Origin of the sequence: Actinotignum urematis, from assembly GCF_051264595.1 — a bacterium.
GTDB classification, from domain to species: domain Bacteria; phylum Actinomycetota; class Actinomycetes; order Actinomycetales; family Actinomycetaceae; genus Actinotignum; species Actinotignum timonense_A.
The window spans coordinates 152,743-171,850 of the sequence record NZ_JBOZBG010000002.1 but is presented as its reverse complement, the minus strand read 5'-3'; the positions used below and the strand labels follow the sequence as shown (position 1 = coordinate 171,850).

16 protein-coding genes are annotated in these 19,108 nt (G+C 64.7%); 7 read left to right on the top strand and 9 right to left on the bottom strand.

The genetic code is table 11. The features are described 5' to 3' along the window. Positions 1 to 127: 127 nt before the first annotated feature. The 3 genes from ACRQDJ_RS01995 to ACRQDJ_RS01985 are packed head-to-tail and all read left to right on the top strand — an operon-like array spanning position 128 to position 3,452. Entirely contained in the window at positions 128 to 1,501 is a 1,374-nt protein-coding gene (locus ACRQDJ_RS01995; RefSeq protein ID WP_284896468.1) for an LCP family protein, read from the top strand. A 2-nt stretch (positions 1,502 to 1,503) separates the two neighbouring features. Then, positions 1,504 to 2,913 carry an LCP family protein gene (locus ACRQDJ_RS01990; RefSeq protein ID WP_284896471.1) on the top strand — a complete coding sequence of 470 codons (1,410 nt, stop codon included), beginning with the start codon at positions 1,504 to 1,506 and terminating at the stop codon, positions 2,911 to 2,913. A 20-nt stretch (positions 2,914 to 2,933) separates the two neighbouring features. Beyond that, the gene (locus ACRQDJ_RS01985) at positions 2,934 to 3,452 is read left to right on the top strand and encodes a GtrA family protein (RefSeq protein ID WP_284896473.1); all 519 of its coding nucleotides are present in this window, start codon (positions 2,934 to 2,936) and stop codon (positions 3,450 to 3,452) included. 6 nt (positions 3,453 to 3,458) lie between these two features. Here ACRQDJ_RS01985 and ACRQDJ_RS01980 read toward each other — a convergent pair whose 3' ends face one another. The 3 genes from ACRQDJ_RS01980 to ACRQDJ_RS01970 all read right to left on the bottom strand — a co-directional run bounded on the left by ACRQDJ_RS01980 (position 3,459) and on the right by ACRQDJ_RS01970 (position 6,766). Next, a complete protein-coding gene (locus ACRQDJ_RS01980; protein ID WP_284896476.1) occupies positions 3,459 to 4,532 on the bottom strand; it encodes a sensor histidine kinase in 1,074 nt (357 codons plus the stop codon). A 9-nt stretch (positions 4,533 to 4,541) separates the two neighbouring features. Further along, positions 4,542 to 5,213, bottom strand: coding sequence for a response regulator transcription factor (locus tag ACRQDJ_RS01975; RefSeq protein ID WP_284896479.1), 672 nt, complete (start codon positions 5,211 to 5,213; stop codon positions 4,542 to 4,544). Positions 5,214 to 5,290: 77 nt separating this feature from the next. Next, on the bottom strand, positions 5,291 to 6,766 hold the full coding sequence (locus ACRQDJ_RS01970) for a hypothetical protein (protein WP_087070484.1): 1,476 nt from the start codon (positions 6,764 to 6,766) through the stop codon (positions 5,291 to 5,293). Positions 6,767 to 6,963: 197 nt separating this feature from the next. On the opposite strand from ACRQDJ_RS01970, the gene ACRQDJ_RS01965 reads away from it, so the two are divergent. After that, entirely contained in the window at positions 6,964 to 8,640 is a 1,677-nt protein-coding gene (locus ACRQDJ_RS01965) for a DUF885 domain-containing protein (protein WP_234984472.1), read from the top strand. A 19-nt stretch (positions 8,641 to 8,659) separates the two neighbouring features. After that, positions 8,660 to 9,874, top strand: a complete 1,215-nt coding sequence (locus ACRQDJ_RS01960) for a Maf family nucleotide pyrophosphatase (RefSeq protein WP_234984471.1) — start codon at positions 8,660 to 8,662, stop codon at positions 9,872 to 9,874. Between the two features lie 68 nt (positions 9,875 to 9,942). Here the strand turns inward: ACRQDJ_RS01960 and fdxA are convergent, their stop codons facing one another. From fdxA to typA, 4 genes are all read right to left on the bottom strand, one after another. Next, positions 9,943 to 10,272 carry a ferredoxin gene (fdxA, locus tag ACRQDJ_RS01955; protein WP_026428348.1) on the bottom strand — a complete coding sequence of 110 codons (330 nt, stop codon included), beginning with the start codon at positions 10,270 to 10,272 and terminating at the stop codon, positions 9,943 to 9,945. Between the two features lie 51 nt (positions 10,273 to 10,323). Beyond that, a complete protein-coding gene (locus ACRQDJ_RS01950) occupies positions 10,324 to 12,186 on the bottom strand; it encodes a VanW family protein (protein WP_234984470.1) in 1,863 nt (620 codons plus the stop codon). Next, positions 12,156 to 12,713 (bottom strand): hypothetical protein, encoded by a 558-nt coding sequence (locus tag ACRQDJ_RS01945; RefSeq protein WP_087070480.1) that lies wholly within the window; start codon positions 12,711 to 12,713, stop codon positions 12,156 to 12,158. Before ACRQDJ_RS01945 ends, ACRQDJ_RS01950 begins: the two co-directional genes overlap by 31 nt. Positions 12,714 to 12,797: 84 nt before the next feature. Then, the gene (gene typA, locus ACRQDJ_RS01940) at positions 12,798 to 14,720 is read right to left on the bottom strand and encodes a translational GTPase TypA (RefSeq protein WP_087070479.1); all 1,923 of its coding nucleotides are present in this window, start codon (positions 14,718 to 14,720) and stop codon (positions 12,798 to 12,800) included. 171 nt (positions 14,721 to 14,891) lie between these two features. Here typA and ACRQDJ_RS01935 point away from each other — a divergent pair, with 171 nt between their 5' ends. Then, positions 14,892 to 15,470 carry a PH domain-containing protein gene (locus tag ACRQDJ_RS01935; protein ID WP_087070478.1) on the top strand — a complete coding sequence of 193 codons (579 nt, stop codon included), beginning with the start codon at positions 14,892 to 14,894 and terminating at the stop codon, positions 15,468 to 15,470. Then, positions 15,467 to 16,102: a hypothetical protein gene (locus ACRQDJ_RS01930; RefSeq protein WP_087070477.1), complete on the top strand. Its 636-nt coding sequence runs from the start codon at positions 15,467 to 15,469 to the stop codon at positions 16,100 to 16,102. The genes ACRQDJ_RS01935 and ACRQDJ_RS01930 overlap by 4 nt, the downstream gene beginning before the upstream one ends. A 19-nt stretch (positions 16,103 to 16,121) precedes the next feature. Here the strand turns inward: ACRQDJ_RS01930 and ACRQDJ_RS01925 are convergent, their stop codons facing one another. Together ACRQDJ_RS01925 and ACRQDJ_RS01920 are read right to left on the bottom strand one after the other, a co-directional pair. Then, positions 16,122 to 17,939: an ABC transporter ATP-binding protein gene (locus tag ACRQDJ_RS01925; protein WP_026428353.1), complete on the bottom strand. Its 1,818-nt coding sequence runs from the start codon at positions 17,937 to 17,939 to the stop codon at positions 16,122 to 16,124. Further along, positions 17,940 to 19,091: an ABC transporter permease gene (locus ACRQDJ_RS01920; RefSeq protein ID WP_026428354.1), complete on the bottom strand. Its 1,152-nt coding sequence runs from the start codon at positions 19,089 to 19,091 to the stop codon at positions 17,940 to 17,942. It lies immediately after the preceding gene. Positions 19,092 to 19,108 lie beyond the last annotated feature (17 nt).

The window sequence follows — 19,108 nt, the reverse complement described above, 5'->3', positions numbered from 1 at the left end:
GTGGCGCTCCCGCACGCCGCCGCGCACCCGCTAGCGTTCGCTCGCCCTTGCCCGCGCCACCGTGCTTAACACCGCAGTGCGGCGCTTCTTCCAGCGGGCGACGCGCCCGAACCCCTATGATGAGGTGGTGGCAAAAAACTCACGCGCCGCAGCGCATCTGATCGGTGGACGCCGCACCTCTTCATGGTGGCGGGTCGTGGTGCTGGTGCTGCTTGCACTTCTGCTCACCTTCGGCACGGCCCTGTGGTCCGCGTGGGCGCGCTACCAGGGGAATATCACCCGGGCGGATATTGATGATCTGGTTCCTTCCGCCGCCGCGGCGGAGCCGGTGGATCCTTCCGCGGGCCGCCCGCTCAATATCCTTGTTCTCGGTTCGGATGTGCGCAGCGGGGCTTCCGATATTGATAACGCTGGGGAATCCGGTGAAGTCGGGGGGATGCGCGCGGATACCACCATGATCATGCATATCAGCGCTGATCGTAGCCGCGTGGATATTGTGTCCGTGCCCCGCGATACCCTCGTGGATATTCCTTCCTGCACGATTCGTACGTCTTCCGGGGGTTCGGAAACGGTCACAACCCGCCCCGCCCCCGAAACCATGTTCAATTCCGCCTTCGCTATTGGCGGCCAGTACGGCGATGTTGCCAGCGCGGCCGCCTGCACCATGACCACGCTCCACCAGATGACCGGCATTACCTTCAACGGTTATATCGTGGTGGATTTTGCGTCCTTTATTTCCACCGTGGATGCCCTGGGCGGGGTTCCCATGTACTTCGCGGATGATCTGTACGACGAGCGCGCCGGCCTCGATATCGCTTCCGGTTGCCGCCTCCTCAACGGCACCCAGGCCCTGGCCCTGGCCCGGGCCCGCTACAGCGTGGGGGACGGCTCGGATATTTCCCGTATTGGCCGCCAGCACGAATTGGTGAGCGCGGTGGCCGCCGAGGCCCTCCGCTCCAATCTCCTCACCGATTTCGGCCGCCTCATGCGCCTGCTCGACGCCGCCACCCAATCCCTGCAAACCTCCCAGGAGATCGGTTCCATCAGCAATATTGTGGGCCTGGCAAATTCGCTGCGTTCCATTGACCCGGCCAATATCCGCTTCTGGACCATGCCTTTCGCGTGGGCCGGCAACCGCGTGGTCGCCACCGATAGCGCCGACTACGTGTGGGAGGCGCTCCGCCGCGACGTTCCGGTGCGTGCGGAAAAGAATGCCGACGGCGTTTTCGTTGGCCTTCCCCCGGAAGGCAGCCCCGATGCTCTTCCCAGTACCGCCGCGGATGCTACGCCAAGTACCGGCAGCGCCGCAGCGGGCAGCGAAGGAGCGTCCGGAGTGGCGGGTGGCGCCGATAGCGATACCGCCGCCACCGACGCGAATTCCAAGAACGCTTCCGCGCCGGCCTCCCCCAGCGCGGATGAGACCGCGTCCGCCACTTCTCCCACCACCGCCCAGAGCACCGAGTCCGCGCCCGTGTGCACCCGAGAGAATGCGATTCCCTGAGCATGAACCGTTTCCATGGGGCTACCCCACCACCGTCCTTCCCGCCTAAGCGCCGGCTTCCGCGGCCTTCCGCGCAGGGCGCGCAGCCGGTCGGCCGCGGCAGCGCGGTGCCGCCCCAGGCACGCGAACACCACCCTGATGTTTCCGGGGATCCCCGCGCGGCCGGGATTGCCCCCGCCGCCGGTGCTATCGCCGCTGCCGGAGCCACCCGCAATGCCGGGGCGCCGCGCCGGCCCGCTCCCGTGCAGCCCCCGAGTTTCGCGCCGCAGCGCCAGGTAGCGCCCGCTCGCCCGGCTGAATCTTTCGAACAGGCCCCCTCCTACCCGCCGGCTGCTTCCCAGGCGCCGGCTCGTGCCTACGCTCCCCACGCTCCCAACGGCGGCTTTGCGCAGCACAGCGGCTTTGCGCAGCCCGCCGATTTTGGGCAACCCGCACCGGAGATGCCCGGAATGGGTGCGCCTGCCCGGCGCGCGCGGCGCCGCCATCCGTGGCGCTGGGTCGCTGGCGTCGTCGTCGTTCTTCTTATTCTTGCGGTGACCTGGCCTACCTACCTGTTCTTCTACGGCAATTCCAAGCTCACCCGCACGGATGCGCTGAGCGGGGCCGCGGGAACGGCCGGGACCACGTACTTGATTGTGGGCTCGGATGTGCGCGAGGCGGACGGGATCGATGACCCGACCGAAGGCGAGCGCGCGGACACCATTATGCTGCTGCACGTGCCCGAATCCGGGGTGCCGGCGCTGGTCTCCCTCCCGCGTGATTCTTACGTGAACGTGCCCGGGGAAGGCGAGCAAAAGCTCAATTCTTCCTTCGCGCTGGGCGGGCCGCGGCTGCTGGTGGAAACGGTGGAGGAACTTTCCGGGATGACCGTGGACCACTACATCCAGATTTCCATGGCCGGGGTGCAACAGATTGTGGACGCCGCCGGTGGGGTGCGCCTGTGTTACGACGCCGACGTGGACGATGCGGACTCGGGCATGGTGTGGGAAGCTGGCTGCCACGATACCAACGGCGCCCAGGCCCTCGCTTTCGCGCGGATGCGTAAATCTGATCCGCTGGGTGACCTGGGGCGTACCAACCGCCAGCGCCAGGTGGTTTCCTCCCTGATTGGTAAGCTGAAGACCCCGGCAACGCTGGTGAATTTCCCGCTGCAGCGGCGCATGGTCGGCACCGCCGGCTCCATTCTCACCGTGGATGAAGGGACCTCGCTGTATAACGTGGGGCGGGCCGGTTTGGCGCTCGGGAGCGTGCTGGGCGAAGGCGGCCTGGCCGGAGTTCCCCCGATTGCCGATCTGGACTACCGGGCCAACGGGCAGTCCAATGTGCTCCTCGATCCGCAGCGCACCCCGGAATTCTTCCGCAAGATGCGCGAGGGGACCCTGACTCCCGCCGATATGCTTCCTAGTTTCTAAAGCGTGATAGTCTCAGCGCGATGACTAGCCCAGCACCAGAGCCAACACCAGAACCGCGTTCCTCCGCCCGCGCCCGGGTGGACAAGCTCGTGCGCCGTTTACTCAAGGGCCAGACCTTCCGGCAGTGGCTCGTGGAATTCATGCAATTCTGCACGGTGGGCTTGGGTGCCTATATCGTCAATGTGGGTATTTTTAATCTGCTGGCGCATACCGGCCTGGTGCGCCTGCCCGGCGATCAGTCCATGACCGCGAAAGTCATTTCCGTTACCCTTTCCGTGATTTTTTCTTGGGTGGCGAACCGCTTGTGGACCTTCCGTACCCAGCGTTCGGAGGAAAAAATGCGGGAATTCCTGCAATTCGTGGCGGTGAATCTGTGCGGAATGGCTATCGAGCTGGGTTGCTTGTGGTTCTCCCGCTACGTGCTGGATATGCGCTCCCAGCTGGCCGATAATATTTCTTCCAATGTGGTGGGGCTGATTCTAGGGACCGCCTGCCGCTACGTGCTCTACCGCTACGTGGTGTTCCGGGTGCGCGAGTAGCAGATTTTAGAAACGCCGCCGGCGTGCTCCCACCGAAATTTCCCCGCCTGCCGGGAAAACTTTCGCCGGGTCGAGGGCCGCCGGAAGCGCGGCGAGCACCACCGAAAAAATAGGGGGCTGGGCCTGGGATAATTCCAGGCGCCCGCCATTGCGTTCGGCCAGCTGGCGGGCCAGCGGCAGGCCGAATCCTGTGGAGCCCCCCAGGGAGAATCCCTGCGTGAAAATAGCTTCCACGAATTCGGGGGCTACCCCCTCCCCCTCGTCGCTAATATCGATAATGACGCCCCGGCCGGCTGGGCGCGAGGTGACCGTCGTCGTTCCCGCCCCGTATTTCAGCGAGTTTTCCACGCACGTGGCAATAATTTGGGAAAGCGCCCCGGGATCGGAGAGCACCGGGCCGTGCTCCCCCACCCTGAAAACCACCTTGCGGCCCGCGGCCGCGAAGGCACGCTCCCACTCCACGCCCTGCTGGGTGAAAATCGGTTGCAGCGCCACCGCTTCCGTGGCGCTTTCCTGGGCGCGCGAGGCGTGGAGCAGATCGGTGACCACCCCGGTGAGGCGTTCCACCTGTTCCAGGCAGCGGGTGGCTTCTTCTTTGACGTCCGGATCGTTGCTCAGGTACTGGATTTCTTCCAGGCGCATGGATAGCGAGGTGAGCGGGGTGCGCAGCTGGTGGGAGGCGTCAGCGGCGAATTGCCGTTCGGCGGAAAGCCGCCCGGCCATGCGATCCGCGGCCCGCGCGATCTCCTCAAAAACCAGGTCGATTTCTTCGATGCCGGAGGGCGCCATTTGCGGGCGGGTGGTTCCCGCGCCCAGCTGTTCCGCGGCGGCCGCCAGGTAGATAAGCGGCGCGGAGATACGGCGCGAGACCCGCATGGCGATCCCCACCGCCACCAAAATAGCCACGATAATCGCCAGGATTTCCGCACCCAGGAAAAGCAGCATATCGCGGCGGGCTCGGGCTTCATCGAGGGCATTGCGCGGGATCGTCACCCCGCCCATCACCAGCGCCGGAATCCCGACCAGCAAAATGGCGGCCAGCGCGGTGCGGATCGTCATCCGCAAAGAACGTGCGCGCATGGGTTCTTCTTAGCGTGTTTCGAAACGGAAGCCCAGTCCCCGCACCGTGGAGATATAGCGAGGGCTGTCAACGTCGTCGCCCAATTTACGGCGCAACCACGAAATATGCATATCGAGTTTCTTCGAGGCGGACGCCTTTTCATCCCCCCACACTTCACTGAAGAGCGCTTCGCGCGAAACCACATCCCCCGCGCGGCGAATGAGCGCGGTGAGCAATTCAAATTCTTTCGCGGTGAGCGCCAGTTCCACGCCCCCGCGCAGCGCCCGGCGCGCCCCGGTATCCACCGAGATATCTTGGGCGGTGAAATGATCGGTGCCCTGTTCGGTGCGCCGCAGCAGCGCCCGCACCCGGGCCAGCAGTTCCGCGAGCCGGAACGGCTTGGTGACGTAATCATCCGCCCCGCTATCCAGGCCCACCACCATATCGACTTCTTCGGCGCGTGCGGTGAGAATAAGGATGGGGAAGGTGTGGCCTCGCCCGCGGGCCTGCCGCGCCACGTCCAGGCCGTCCATATCCGGCAGCCCGAGGTCCAAAACCATAATATCTACTCCGTGAGCGAGCTGTTCCAGAGCATCCAGCCCGGTATCAACACACGTCACGGCATATCCTTCCCGCGTGAGCGCACGGGCCAGCGGTCCGGAAATAGCGGCGTCATCCTCAACAAGAAGCAAAGTAGTCACACTGAAAGTCTAAGCTATTTTCTTTTTTCACTCAGGGGCGTGGCCTGGGGGCGCGAAGCGGCGCCGAAACACCGTTTTTAATGCGCCCGGATGCGGCGCAGCTCCAGCACCTCGGTGGCACCCAGGCCCTGGAGGGTAGGAGTCCCCACCGAGATCGTGGTAAAGCGATTCTCCCCCACCGCTTTGAGCGCGGTAGCCACCGGCCGCGAGGTGAGGACCGTGCCCGGGGAGGCCACGTCCGCCAGCCGGGACGCCATATTCACCGAGGGCCCGAATACATCACCGAAACGCCCGAGCACCGGCCCCCAGGTGAGGGAGGCACGCACCGCCGGAATTTCCGGGGTATCGCGCAGAGCCTGGGTCACATCGCACACAATATCCGCCCCGGTGACGATATCGTCCGCGATAAAGAGGAAAGCATCGCCCATGGACTTCACCACGCGCCCGCCCCCGCCGGTAATCACGGCCCGGCAGGTGTAATCGAAACGTTCAATAAACTCCATGAACTGGCGCGATGTCATCCGTTCGGTCCGGTTCGTGAAGGACACAATATCGATAAAGCCGACGGCGCGCGGCAGCTGCGGGATCGCATCATCCTCATTAATATGCGCGATTTCCGCTTCGGTGTGGCGCAGCAGCGCAGCGGCCTGCCGCGACCAGGTGTAGGCCGCGGTGCGCCGCAAAAATTCTTCAATATCCGGGAAATGATCAAGCACCCAACGCCGTGCATCCACCGGCCCGAGCCCGCCGCTAGTTTCCGCCAGCTCCAGGAGCGTTTCCACATGCCATTGCAGCATGCGATCCACGTTGTGGGCACTGGCGCGCAGCAGCGAAGTGAGGGCCGATTCGGTGAGCGGAGATTCCCCGAGCGATTCCGCCATCGCCCGCATCGCCCGAATATCCCCGTCCGTGAAAACAAGTTCACTATCTTCATCCACGATGGAGGGGAAACCGAGGGCCAGCCAAAAACGCCGCACCCCTTCCGTATCCATATTGGTCAGCTCCGCCGCCTGACGCAGGGTGTAGCGCGGCAGCCCACCCTCGAGGTGTTCCATATAGGCGGAGAAAGCGGTGCCTTCCGTTTCCGCAGGCTGCGGCTCATTGCGCGGTTCTTTGTGTTGCGACGACGCCGGCGCAGCCGGCAGTGCGGACTGCGGAACGCGCGTGGCACCCCCGGGCCGGCTACCACTATCCGGGAGGGAGGTGCGCGAACGCTGCGGGGTGCGGGCGGCGGTTTCCCGGCTCGGCACAAAATTACGATCCACCGGGGCTTCCATACGGGCGGCATTCCCGGAGCGCGGCACCCCCGATTCGGGGCCAAGGGGCAGATCAGCTGCGGTATTGCGCCGCAACTGGGCCATATCATCCGCGCTCAGCTGCGCGCTAGCGGCCGGCTGGGCCCCGCCCCCGAGGAGGTAGGCGATGAGGTCCGGGCTCATGGCCGGGCCGATGCTGGAGTGCTCCCGCGCACTCCGGCCCGCCCCGGCGCCGGTTCCGCGTGATGTTTCGGATTGGGATGCGGGGCGCGGCGCGCTAGCGAATTGCTCAGCCACACTCGCCCCTTCCCTAGCTGCTTAGCACCGGCGCGGCGCCACCTCAGGTGAGGAGAACGGGGAGCGCCAACCGCCAGCTATAAATAAAGTGCCTTCCATCACAGTATACTAGTCGTCCTTGACACTAACGTCCATGTTTTCATCCGGGGATTTTGCTGGGAGTGGAGTGGCGGGTAGCCGCGGGCTATTCTGGAGCAGTGGAGAATAAACGAGAACACACAGAGATTGATGCCCTCGCGGACCGCTATTTCCAGCGCGTCCTCGATACCTCACCCGAAACGGTGACGTTCACCGGCCTGCCCGGTGCCCCTGAAACCAAGCTTGATGATTACTCCCCCGCCGGGATTGCCGCGCATATCGATAATGTGCGGGAGACCCTGGCGGCCCTCGATCACCTTGAAGAGCGCGATGCCACGGATCGGGTGACCGCCGCCGGCCTGCGCGATCGCCTCGGTCTGGAAATTGAACTGTATGAAGCCGGCGAAGAAGTCGGCAAGCTCAATGTTATTGAATCCCCGCTCCAGGGGATTCGCGATGTTTTTGATGTGATGCCCCAGGAAAATGCTTCCGATTGGGAAACCATCGCGGCGCGCCTGAGTGATGTGCCGCGGGCCCTGGCCGGCTACCGGGAATCCCTGGCCCAGCGGGCCGCGTCCGGTCCTGTTTTCGCGGCTCGGCAGGTGGAGCGCTGCTTGGAGCAGGCCCTCGCTGCCGCCTCCGATTCGGGTAGTTTCGCCGGGCTGGCCCAGCGCGGTGCGGCCACCGCCCCGGAACTTACTGAGGCTTTGGAGCAGGGCGCAGCTCAGGCCCGCGCCGCTTACGGGGAACTGGCGGAAACCCTGCGGGGTCTGCTCCCGGGGGCCACCGAAAATGATGCGGTGGGCCGGGATCGTTACGCGCTGCATTCGCGCGAATTCCTGGGCGCCGTCGTCGATCTGGATGAAACATACGAGTGGGGTATCCACGAACTGGAGCGTATCGACGCGGAACAGCAGGCCATCGCGCGCGAGCTGTACGGGGAGGGCGTGAGCGTGAACGAGGCCCTCACCCGCCTCGATCAGGAGGAACGCTACACCCTGCACGGCGTGGAGGAATTGCGTTCGTGGATGCAGCAGACCGCCGATGGTGCCATGGCCGCTGCCACGCAGTACTTCGATATTCCCGAGGCGATGCGCACCATCGAATGCATGATCGCGCCTTCGAATTCGGGCGGTATTTACTACACGGGTCCCTCCGATGATTTTTCGCGGCCGGGGCGTATGTGGTGGTCGGTGCCGGAAGGCGTGACCGAATTCCACACCTGGCAGGAAAAGACCACCGTCTACCACGAAGGGGTGCCGGGTCATCATCTCCAGCTGGGTCTGGCCGTCTACCTCAAGGATCAGCTCAATGCGTGGCGCCGCCAGGCCTATTGGGTTTCCGGGCACGGGGAAGGCTGGGCGCTGTACGCCGAAGCCCTCATGGCCGAGCTCGGCTTCCACGAGGATCCGGGTGACCGCATGGGCGTGCTCGATTCCGAGCGGCTGCGCGCGGCCCGCATCGTGGTGGATATGGGCGTGCACCTGGGTAAGGATGCCGGGAAGGTGGCCGGCGGGCAATTCGGCACCGGCGCTTGGGATCACGACGCCGCCTGGCGTTTCCTGCGCGCGAATGTGGCTATGGAACAGTCCTTCCTCTCCTATGAGCTGGATCGCTACCTCGGCTGGCCGGGGCAGGCCAGCGCCTACAAGGTGGGCGCGCGGATCTGGAAGGAGCTGCGTGAGGAAGCCCGGGCCCGCGCGGGTGCCGGTTTCGACCTCAAGGCGTGGCATATGAAGGCCCTGCGCCTGGGCGGGGTGGGCCTGGACGTGCTGCGCAGCGAGCTCTCGCGCTAGGCCGGTCTTTCCTATGCCGATGACTCATGACGGGGGCGGCGCGGCGCATACGCCCGCGCTGCCCTCCCTTACCTTGGCGCTGGCCAGCCAATCCCCCGCGCGCCTCGCCACCTTGCGGGCCGCGGGCGTGGAGCCGCTGGTGCAGGTTTCGCACGTGGATGAAGATGCACTGCTCGCGCGAGTGCACGGGGGTCCTTCCCAAGGGGTGCTGGCGCTGGCCGCGGCCAAAGCCCGCGATGTGGCCGCCACTCCCGGGCCAGCCCAGGGCGCCGATTTTGTGGTGGGCTGCGATTCCATGTTCGAATTCGAGGGCGAAGTTTACGGGAAACCGCATTCCCCGGAGGTGGCCCGCGAGCGCCTGGCCCGCATGTCCGGCAATTCCGGGATTCTCCACACCGGGCACTGCCTGGTTCACGTTCCTTCCGGGCGTTCCCTGGCCGGGATTTCCCGCGCGAAAGTGACCTTCGCGCACCTGAGCGAAGCGGAGATTGAGGCGTATATCGCCACCGGGGAACCCCTGGAAGTGGCCGGTTCCTTTACCGCGGACGGCTTGGGAGGCCCCTTTATTGACCGCCTTGAAGGTGATTACCACGGGGTGGTGGGGATTTCCCTACCGCTGCTGCGTTCCCTGGTGGAGCACCTGGGCCTGTCCTTCACCCAATTCTGGGCGAAGCCGGCCCGCCCGGCCCTCGGGGTGCTCCCGGAGGCCGCGCAGCGTTTCTTAGCCGATAGCCACCACGGCACGGTTCATCACGGCGCGGACGGTTTCCTGCTGTGCGGTTGCGGGAAACGCCATTGGGGGATGAACGGGGCGGCCGGAATCGCGGCTTTCCGGCGCCACGCCGGGCATATCCAGATCCTGCTTCAACACCGCTCCCCCTGGAGTCACGGCGGTGCCACCTGGGCTTTCCCGGGTGGAGCACGCGAATGGGACGAGGAGCCCTGGGAGGGTGCCCTGCGCGAATTCACCGAGGAGACCGCACTGGCTCCCACGGATCTGCGCCGCGGCGGGGAGCTCACCACCGCGCATGTGGATTGGTCCTATACCAGTTTTGTGGCGCGCTGCCGCGATGGGCTGGAGGCGGTGGCCGACGGGGAATCCATGGAGTTGCGCTGGGTGAACGTGGAGGATGTTGCCTCCTACCCGCTGCTTCCTTCCTTCGCGGCCACCTGGCCGCAGGTGCGCGAGCTGGCCCGCACCACCCTCGATTGGAACGACGGCGCGCGCGGCTAGCGCCGCGCGATCGCTCTCCCGCGCGTAATTAGCGCGGCATGGAAGCCGTGGTCGAGCAGGTCTCCGGCTCAGGAATCCTCGTTGACGTTCGCCGGCAGGCCGGCCACATAGGGGTGGTCGGTGCCGGTGGGCCCGAGGCTTTGCGCCCCGCCCGGGGAGCCCAATTCGGAGAAGAATTCCGCATTGACTGCGGTGAATACTGACCATTCTTCGGGAACATCATCTTCGTAATAGATGGCTTCCACCGGGCAGGCCGGTTCGCAAGCCCCGCAATCCACACATTCGTCCGGATTAATGTAGAGGGTACGGTCCCCTTCGTAAATGCAATCCACCGGGCATTCGTCCACGCACGCCCGATCTTTGGTATCGACGCACGGCAAGGTAATGACATAAGCCACCGGTGTCACCTCCTCCTCTACCGTAATCCGAGCTCACGCCCAGCACCAAATCTAGTGACCGGGCGCGGGGGCTGGAGCTGGTGCGGGAGCGCCTTCGGCTTGCGGAGCGGGGGCGGGCGGAGCGGCCGGCTCCGGCTTCGGGCAGGTGCGGCCGTGATCGGGCTGGTAGGTCCAGTCATAGGACGAATCCTCAACGACCTTATCCCCCAATTTCACGGTGCGAGACACGGTCACGGTAAATCCGGGATCGCCCAAGCCTTGGGGCTCGCAATCCGGCCCCTTACCTTCCGTCATAACCGGCTGGCGGTAATTGCGCGGTTCCGAGGTCCAGGTTTCGACGTCGTAATACTTCGTCGACCACAGCTTCGTGACCACGTACCCGCCCTCGAGATAGGTGTCGATCACCGCGCCGTACGGGGTGGTGTTCTTCCATTTCACGTCTATGGAACCGGACCACAGCGTTGATTCGCGGCCCATGGGGTAACGGGAAAAATGCTTGGTGTGGGGGCGGTGCTCCACATCCTCGTAACCGGCCAGGTAACCAATATTGAACACATTTGTGGCCAGCTGGGAAAGCCCGCCGCCCAGGGCCTCGTTATTGAAGCCGTTCATAACCACCCCGGAGGACACGAAGCCTTCTGAGTATTCGATGGGGCCGAGCGCTGCTTCCAGGGAGAACGTCTCATCGGGTTTGACCAGGGTATCGGTGATTTTCCGGGTACCCACCCGCAGGTTGGTGGTACGCACCGAATCGCTGGTGAGCGGGGTGGAAATCTCCGAGACCACTTCCTTGACCCCGAGCTTTTCCGCATCCGCGGTGCTGAAGGCCGCCGGAATCGGAGCGGGGCTCAGTTCCACGAGGCGCTCGGCGGCAGCGGTGCGCAGCGCGGCCACCTGGGCGCCGGAAGCGAGGGCGGCGTCGTCAATACCCACGCCGTCCTGGGAGGGAATAATCGTGGGCGTGGTGTGGTCCACGATCTCAATGCGGGCATCCACACCCGGTTTGAGCAGGTCCGGGGCGGCGGCCCGTACCGCATCGCCCAGAACCTTGCCGTCCAGCTTGAGCTGAAGCGCCGCGCCTTCCGGCACGAAAGAGGCCGCCTGCGCCAGAGTTTCCGGGCTAAGGTTCACGGCCCGGTCCCCCACCTTCGCGGTGAGATCGCCGGATACCAGCGGCCCAGCCAGCTCCGCGCGCGCCTTTTCGGCAGCTTCGGTGCTAATGGCAGGCTCGGCGGGCACCGCTTCCAGTTCAATACGTTCTTGGCCGCGCAACGGTTGCTCAATCAGAGCGGTGCGGGTAGCCTCCGGGTCGACGGCGCGCCCGGCTTGCGCCGGGCTGAGCTGCGCCGTCGTACCTTCCATCATGAGGGTGGCATTACGCGCTTCCACCCCGGTGCTGTTACGAATGGTATCTACCTGGGCGGATAATGCGGCGTCGTCCACGGTGACCTTCGGGGCGACCTCGCCCTTGCCCGTGAGTTGGTGGAAAATCTCCACGGGGTTGAGGGTGAAACCGGTCAGGCTCTCCACCGTGGCCGCCGCGTCCACGCTCAGGGAGTAATCGCCCGGGTTCACGCTCACGCTGGTGCCCTCCACAACTACCTCAACCGGGCGGGCCACCCGCGCGGCGACCTCACCACTGAGATGTTCGGTGGCGGTGGCGGTATTCATCCCGCCGATCTCAATGCCGGCCACCGTGGTACCCCGCGCGACGCGGTCGGCGCTGTACCAGGCATAACCCACGTAGGCGAGCAGCAAAATCGCAATAACCGCGGAAACAATCCAGGGCCAGCGCAGCTTGCGGGTAGCTTCCACCTGCCGGAATTCCCCGGTGTCGAAAGGCGTGTCAGAACCCGCGGGGCGCACCGCGGTATCTTCGAGACCTACACTTTGCGGCGTGTGCTCAGGTCGCATGCGTCCTCCTGTGGTTGATCCTGGTTGGCCTGCGGGTGTGGGCCCGGAGGCGTGGAATGCCGGCGGCGCACCAGAGCGCCGATCAGCGGGAATGCCCCGGCGAGCGGAGCCAGAACAAGCCAGAGATTCGCGGCCACCCCGTGGAAGACCACGATGTCACCGTAGCCGGGGGCGGCAAAAGCCCAGAAGGTGAGGGCCACTTCACCCAGCCAGAATCCAGCCCAGCACCATGATCCTAGCCAATCGCGGGCGAAAGATGCGCCACTGGCAATGAGCAGCGTGGCGAGGAGCGGGCCGACCCACACAATATCGGTGGCCAGGCCGGGAATTCCCGCCAGCCCCGCGTGAGTGACCGCGGCCAGCGCCCCGGCGAAGGCCCCGAGCAGCAGGCCGGTGGCGAGCTTCGCGCACGTCCGCAGCGCGGTTCCCAACGTATTCGGGCGCGCGGACCGGGCCGAAAGTGGCGCATGGGACGAGGCGTCCCCCGAGACGCGGGGTACGTTCGGGCGCGGGGTGCGGTTCCTCATCTCACTCCTTGTCTGGGCGGGCGCGCCGCTGGTAGGCCGGGCCGCAACCGCGGGCGGGTAGAACAGCCGCGCCGCGGGCGGGCGCTACTTCTTCGCGCGCTTCTTCCGCCCGGCGATTTTGCCGCGTTCCACCGCGCTGAGCACGACTTTGCGCACCCGCACCGATTCCGGGGTTACTTCCAGGCATTCGTCATCAGCAGCGAATTCCATAGCTTCTTCTAGGGTAAGCCGTCGGGGCGCTTGCAGGGTCTCAAACACGTCGGCGGTGGCCGAGCGCATATTTGTCATTTCCTTGGCGCGCACCACATTGACGTCCATATCCTCGTCGCGCGGGTTTTCGCCCACCACCTGGCCCTCGTACACTTCCTGGCCCGGGGTCACGAAGAACGTGCCGCGATCTTCCAGGCGCTGGAGAGCGTAGGCGGTGACCTGCCCAGCCCGGTCAGAGACCAGAGAGCCGGTGGCCCGCGAAGAAATTTCGCCCATCCAGGGGGCGTAGCCCTCCGAAATGGAGGCGGCAATGCCGGTGCCGCGGGTCTGGGTGAGGAACGCGGAACGGAAACCAATCATGCCGCGCGCCGGCACCACAAATTCCATGCGCACCCAGCCGGTACCGTGATTCGCCATCGTTTCCATGAGCCCCTTGCGGGCGGCCATGAGCTGGGTGACCGCGCCGAGGTATTCTTCCGGCACGTCAATAGTGGTGCGCTGCATCGGCTCGCATACGGTTCCGTCAATGGTGCGGGTGACGACCTGGGGCTTGCCCACCGTCAGCTCGAAGCCTTCGCGGCGCATCTGCTCTACCAGAATCGCCAGGGCCAATTCCCCGCGATCCTGCACTTCCCAAGCGTCAGGGCGGCCGGTGGGGAGCACCCGGATGGACACATTACCCACGAGTTCCTGATCGAGGCGATCCTTGACCTGCCGCGCGGTGAGCTTATGGCCTTTACCTTCGGTCCCGGCCAGCGGCGACGTATTAATCCCGATAGTCATAGAAATAGCCGGGTCATCCACGTGGATGGGCGGCAGCGGGCGCGGATCCTCCGGATCCACCAGGGAATCACCAATCGTAATATCCGGAATACCCGCGATCGCCACAATATCGCCGGCCCGGGCAGAGGTGGCCGGCTTACGTTCCAGGCCTTCGGTCAGGAGCAGTTCCGAGATATGGGCCGACGACGTCGTACCATCAGCGCGTACCCACGCAACTGTCGCGCCCTTCTTAATGGTGCCCGAATAAATACGCAGCAGGGCAATACGGCCAAGGAAAGGCGAAGCATCCAGATTGGTGACCTGGGCGGCCAGCGGGGCATCCGCCTCGAAATGCGGGGCGGGAATGTAGTTGACAATCGCCTCGAAAAGCGGCTCCAAATCGGCACTATCGGGCAGCTGGCCGTCCGCCGGGCGGGTCAGGCTCGCGCGCCCGGCCTTCGCGGAAGCGTAAATCACCGGGGTTTCCAGGAGCGAATCGAGCATATCCGGATCGGGATGATCCAGGTCGGAGGCGAGGGAAAGGAGGAGATCCTGGGTTTCGGATTCCACCTCGGCGATGCGCGCGTCCGGGCGATCCACCTTATTAATAACAATAATGACGGGCAGCGAGGCTTCCAGGGCCTTGCGCAGCACGAAACGAGTTTGCGGAAGCGGGCCCTCGGAGGCGTCCACGAGCAAAATAACGCCGTCCACCATGGACAGGCCGCGTTCGACTTCCCCGCCGAAATCGGCGTGGCCGGGGGTATCGATCACGTTAATGGTGATGCCCTCAGGTGCGCCGGCTGCGGCCGCGGCCGGCCCGCGGTAATGGATCGCGGTGTTCTTCGCGAGGATGGTGATGCCTTTTTCGCGTTCCAGTTCTCCGGAATCCATGACGCGCTCCCCGGTTTTCTCCACGGTGGCGCGCTCCCCGAAAGCCCCGGCCTGCCACATGAGCGCGTCCACGAGAGTGGTTTTCCCGTGATCAACATGCGCCACAATGGCAACGTTGCGAAGATCGTTGCGACTATCCATAACCTACTTCCCTGCCGGCCCGCGCCGGCGTTGTGACATACGGGCTGCGCGAGCGCAAACCCCTGGCAATGTTACTCGCCTGGCCCGCACTGTATATGCCACCATGTCAAGAATCACCACGACCGGCTGCGGGAATCGGCAATCGGGGCGCGAACGTGGGAAAATATGCTTATGTCTGCACGTTATCGTCTTCGCGGCGCCTCGGCCGCCCCCGCCGCCGGGCTGTGCGGCGCCATCGGAATCATCGCGCTGGTCATGCAGGTGTGGCAGGGCGGATGGGGTTATTTGCCGCCCGCGGCCGTGTTCGCCGCCGGCATGTGCCTGGCCGGGTACGCGCTCTTCTACTTGCCCAGCGTAGACGTAGACGGTTCCGGAGTGACGATACGCAATACCTTCCGCGACCTGCGGGTTCCGTTCCCGCGGCTGCGCGGGGTCGAATCCGGGTACGGTCTTGTTATCACGACGACGGACGGAGCGGCCATCCACGCCCGCGCCTTCGGCTCCGTCGGGCGCCCCACCCCGGATACCCGCCGCGCCGTCCCGGTCCACGATTCCGGGGATCATACGGTCACCACGGCAACGCTGCCGGTGCGGAAGTTCATTGAGTCGGTGGCCTCCCGTTATGTTCCCGCGGGGGCCCCGAGCGAGCATCCACGGGTGGAGCGGCACTGGGCCTGGGATCGGCTCGCTTTCGCGGTAGCTGGAGTGCTCGGGGTGCTCGGCGGTATTGCCTGGTCGGTGGCGCTATGAGTGCCCAACCCGGTGAGGTGACCCTGCGTTCGCGCGGCCAGATCGTTAAAGGCGGCCTCCTCAGTGCCCTTGGCATCGCGCCCCTGATTCTCATCGCGGCCGGGGTTCCCATGCCGCTCTCCGCTCTTGCTGCCGGCTTCCTGGGGGCCGGGGTGGCCGGGGCCGCCTATTCTTTTTTCTTCCTCCCCGAGTTGCGCTATAGCGCAGCGGGCCTGACCATTATTAACCCGTTGCGTACCATCTACCTGCCCTGGGGCGCGGTTGCGCGCTTCACAACCCGCTTCTATCTCACCACCCATGCTCGGGGCGGGCAGCAGTGGGATGCGGCGGCGTTCCCGGCCGGCGGTGCGTTGGCGGCCGGGCGCCGGCTTCTTCCCGCCCGGCATCCGGCTGCCGCTCGCCACGCTGATCTTCCCGCGCTGCCCGGGCGCGGCGCTACTACCCGCACCCGCTGGGTCACCCTCGCCCGGGCCGCGGAACAGCTGCGCGCCGCCCACTCCCGTGCCCTTGAGACTGCGGACCACCCGGATAGCACAAACCGCCCGGTACGATCCGTGGATCGTAACCGAGCGGTTCTGTGTGTGGCGTGGGTGGCTTGCCTAGCCGCGGCCTGCGGCCTGGCATTCACCTGAGCGCCAAAGTAACTCTCGCCTAGTTGGCGGCGTCGTCGTTCTCATTCAAACGCAAACGCGAGACTTCACGGCCCTGCTTACGCAGCAGCGCGTGGCGTTCTTCGCGGCGGCGGCGCTGCTCAATCGGTTCCGGAACCGGAGCGGCAGCCAGGAGGCGCTGAGTGTAGGCTTCCTGCGGGTTGTGGAGAACATCCTCGCGCTGGCCCGCTTCCACGACCTTGCCGTTTTGCAGCACCACCACGCGGTGCGAGAGCATATCGACCACCGCGAGATCGTGCGAAATGAAGAGACAGGCGAAGCCCATGTCGTCCTGAAGTTCGGAGAGCATGGTGAGAACCTGGGCCTGGACGGACACGTCCAGCGCGGAGGTCGGTTCATCCGCGATGAGGAGCTTGGGGCGCAGGGCCAGGGCACGGGCGATGCACACGCGCTGGCGCTGCCCGCCGGAAAGCTCATGCGGGTAGCGGTTGAAGGAGGAACGCGGCAGGCGCACCGCATCGAGCAGGTCGTACACCCGCTGGCGGCGTTCCGCCTTGGTGCCGACCTTATGAACATCGAGCGGTTCCATAATGCAATCGCCCACCGGGAAACGCGGGTCGAGCGAGGCGGCCGGATCCTGGAAGACCACACCCACGTGCTGGCGCAGTTCCTGGGCGTGCTTACGCGAAGCGCCCACGAGGTCCTCACCGAAGATCTTCACCTCACCGGAGGCCGCCGGGATGAGCCCGAGCACGCACTTGCCGATGGTGGATTTACCGGAACCGGATTCACCCACGAGGCCCACGATTTCACGCTCGGCAACGTCCAAGGACACATGGTCAACCGCGCGGAAGGGCTCCTTGCCGGGAATCTCGTATTCGATAACGAGATCCTTAGCTTCCAGCACCTTCTTATTGAGGTCAATAGAAGCTTCCTTTTCCAGGGAGAAACCGAATTGCTCGCGGCCCTGGCCCAGATGCGGCACGGCTTCCAGCAGACGGCGCGTATACGGGTGCTTGGGGTGGTTCAGAACCTGAACGACGTCGCCCGATTCCACAATCTCACCCTTGAACATCACATGGACCCGGTCGGCCATATCCGCGATAACACCCATGGAGTGGGTGATGAGGAGGATGCCGGTATTCAGCTGGTCCTTGAGGGAGCGCAGCAGGTCGAGGATATCGGCCTGGACCGTCACGTCCAGGGCGGTGGTCGGTTCGTCCGCAATAATGACGGAGGGGTTGGCGATGAGCGCAATCGCGATGACCACGCGCTGGCGCTGCCCGCCGGAAAGCTGGTGCGGGTACTGGTTCATGCGCTCTTCGGCATCGGGCAGCCCGACAGCCTTGAGCATGGCAACCGCGCGATTACGGGCGTCTTCCCCGAAGGCGAGCCCGTGGGTTTCCAGACCTTCCGTCATCTGGCGGCCAATGGTAAGCACCGGGTTGAGGGCGGTCATGGGTTCCTGGAACACCATGCCCACTTCGGCGCCGCGCAGGGCGCGCATGCCCCGCGAGGTCATCCCGCGCACTTCCCGCCCGGCCACCTGCACACTTCCGCTAATAACAGCGTTGGAAGGGAGCAGGCCGAGGGCCGTGGTGGAGGTAACGGACTTGCCGGAACCGGATTCGCCCACCAGGCCCACCACTTCACCCGGGCGCACATCAATACTCACGCCGCGCACGGCGTGAACCGCACCGAATTCGGTAGCGAATTTGACGTCCAGTTCACCGAAGCCGAGCACCGGCTTATCGGTTTTCGGGTGCGGGGTGACGACGGGCTGGTCAGCCTTCAGCGTGGCCGTGGCCGCGGAGGCAGCTTTATCGTGCGTTGTTGCAGCGCGTTTTCCGAGACGCATTTATTCGCCCTTCCTTTCGGTGGCGTCCGATGCGGGAGCGGCGTGCTCGCCACCCGTCGCGGTGGTGGCCGCGGTGGTCACCGGCATGAGATCAGCTTCGACGTCGTTCTCAATATGTCCTTCGGCAAGGGCCTTCATCTTGCGGCGCGAGACCGCAGAACGCTGGCGCGGATCGAAAGCATCACGCAGGCCGTCACCGATGAAGTTAATGGACAGCGCGATGATGAGGATCAGACCGGCCGGGGCGAAGAAGAGCCAGGGGCGGGTCGAGAACGTGGTCTGGTAGGTAGAAATAAGCAGGCCGAGCGAAGTTGCCGGCGGGCGCACCCCGAAACCGAGGAAGGACAGCGACGTTTCCAGCAGAATTGCCGAAGAAATCGACAGGGTTGCCGAAACAATAATCGTGCCCAGGCAGTTCGGGAGGATGTGGCGGAAAATAATACGCCACGGGGAGGCTCCCAGCGCGCGGGCCGAGGCCACGAATTCGCGTTCGCGCAAGGAGAGCACTTCGCCGCGCACCAGGCGCGCCAGGCCCGTCCAGGAAAGCACACCCAGCATAACCGCGAGGAACAAAATGCCCTGGCTTCCCACCATCTTGCCGATAACCGCGGCGAGGATGAGCAGCGGGATCACGATGAAGAGGTCGGTGATGCGCATGAGGATCGCTTCGGTCCAGCCGCGGAAATAACCGGCGGCCGCGCCGATAACCGTTCCAATAATGGTGGAAACCAGCCCGACGACGAAAGCGATAATAATAGAAATCTGGGTGCCCTTCATGGTGAGGGCGAAGTAGTCCTTACCGATATTGTCCTGCCCGAAGGGGTGTTCGCCCAGCGAGGTCCAGGTCAAGGTCGGTTTGCCGTTATTGACGACTTCCAGGACATCCGTGTAATTGTGGCGCCACAAACCGGAGAAGTGCCAGTGCAGCCCAAAGAAGCTCATATTCCAGCCAATGGACAGGAAGGCCACCAGCGTCACAAGAATAAGAACGACAGCGGATACCATCGCGGGCTTATGCCGCAGGAAGCGGCGCAGCACCAGGCGCCCCTGGGAATAGGAAGGGCTGGAGGAAGCGAGCTGAGCGTCGTCGACCTCAACAACGTGTTCCGGGTCGAGCGACGCGACGGTTGTTTTCGAGCGATTCTCACTCATCGGATTCTCCTCGGGCT

What these genes read in the sequence shown, in the direction of transcription:
- ACRQDJ_RS01990 (WP_284896471.1), top strand. Translation starts at nt 1,504, where the DNA reads ATGAACCGTTTCCATGGGGCTACCCCACCACCGTCCTTCCCGCCTAAG.
- ACRQDJ_RS01985 (WP_284896473.1), top strand. Translation starts at nt 2,934, where the DNA reads ATGACTAGCCCAGCACCAGAGCCAACACCAGAACCGCGTTCCTCCGCC.
- ACRQDJ_RS01980 (WP_284896476.1), bottom strand. Translation starts at nt 4,532, where the DNA reads ATGCGCGCACGTTCTTTGCGGATGACGATCCGCACCGCGCTGGCCGCC.
- ACRQDJ_RS01960 (WP_234984471.1), top strand. Translation starts at nt 8,660, where the DNA reads ATGACTCATGACGGGGGCGGCGCGGCGCATACGCCCGCGCTGCCCTCC.
- ACRQDJ_RS01950 (WP_234984470.1), bottom strand. Translation starts at nt 12,186, where the DNA reads ATGCGACCTGAGCACACGCCGCAAAGTGTAGGTCTCGAAGATACCGCG.
- ACRQDJ_RS01945 (WP_087070480.1), bottom strand. Translation starts at nt 12,713, where the DNA reads ATGAGGAACCGCACCCCGCGCCCGAACGTACCCCGCGTCTCGGGGGAC.
- typA (WP_087070479.1), bottom strand. Translation starts at nt 14,720, where the DNA reads ATGGATAGTCGCAACGATCTTCGCAACGTTGCCATTGTGGCGCATGTT.
- ACRQDJ_RS01935 (WP_087070478.1), top strand. Translation starts at nt 14,892, where the DNA reads ATGTCTGCACGTTATCGTCTTCGCGGCGCCTCGGCCGCCCCCGCCGCC.
- ACRQDJ_RS01930 (WP_087070477.1), top strand. Translation starts at nt 15,467, where the DNA reads ATGAGTGCCCAACCCGGTGAGGTGACCCTGCGTTCGCGCGGCCAGATC.
- ACRQDJ_RS01925 (WP_026428353.1), bottom strand. Translation starts at nt 17,939, where the DNA reads ATGCGTCTCGGAAAACGCGCTGCAACAACGCACGATAAAGCTGCCTCC.
- ACRQDJ_RS01920 (WP_026428354.1), bottom strand. Translation starts at nt 19,091, where the DNA reads ATGAGTGAGAATCGCTCGAAAACAACCGTCGCGTCGCTCGACCCGGAA.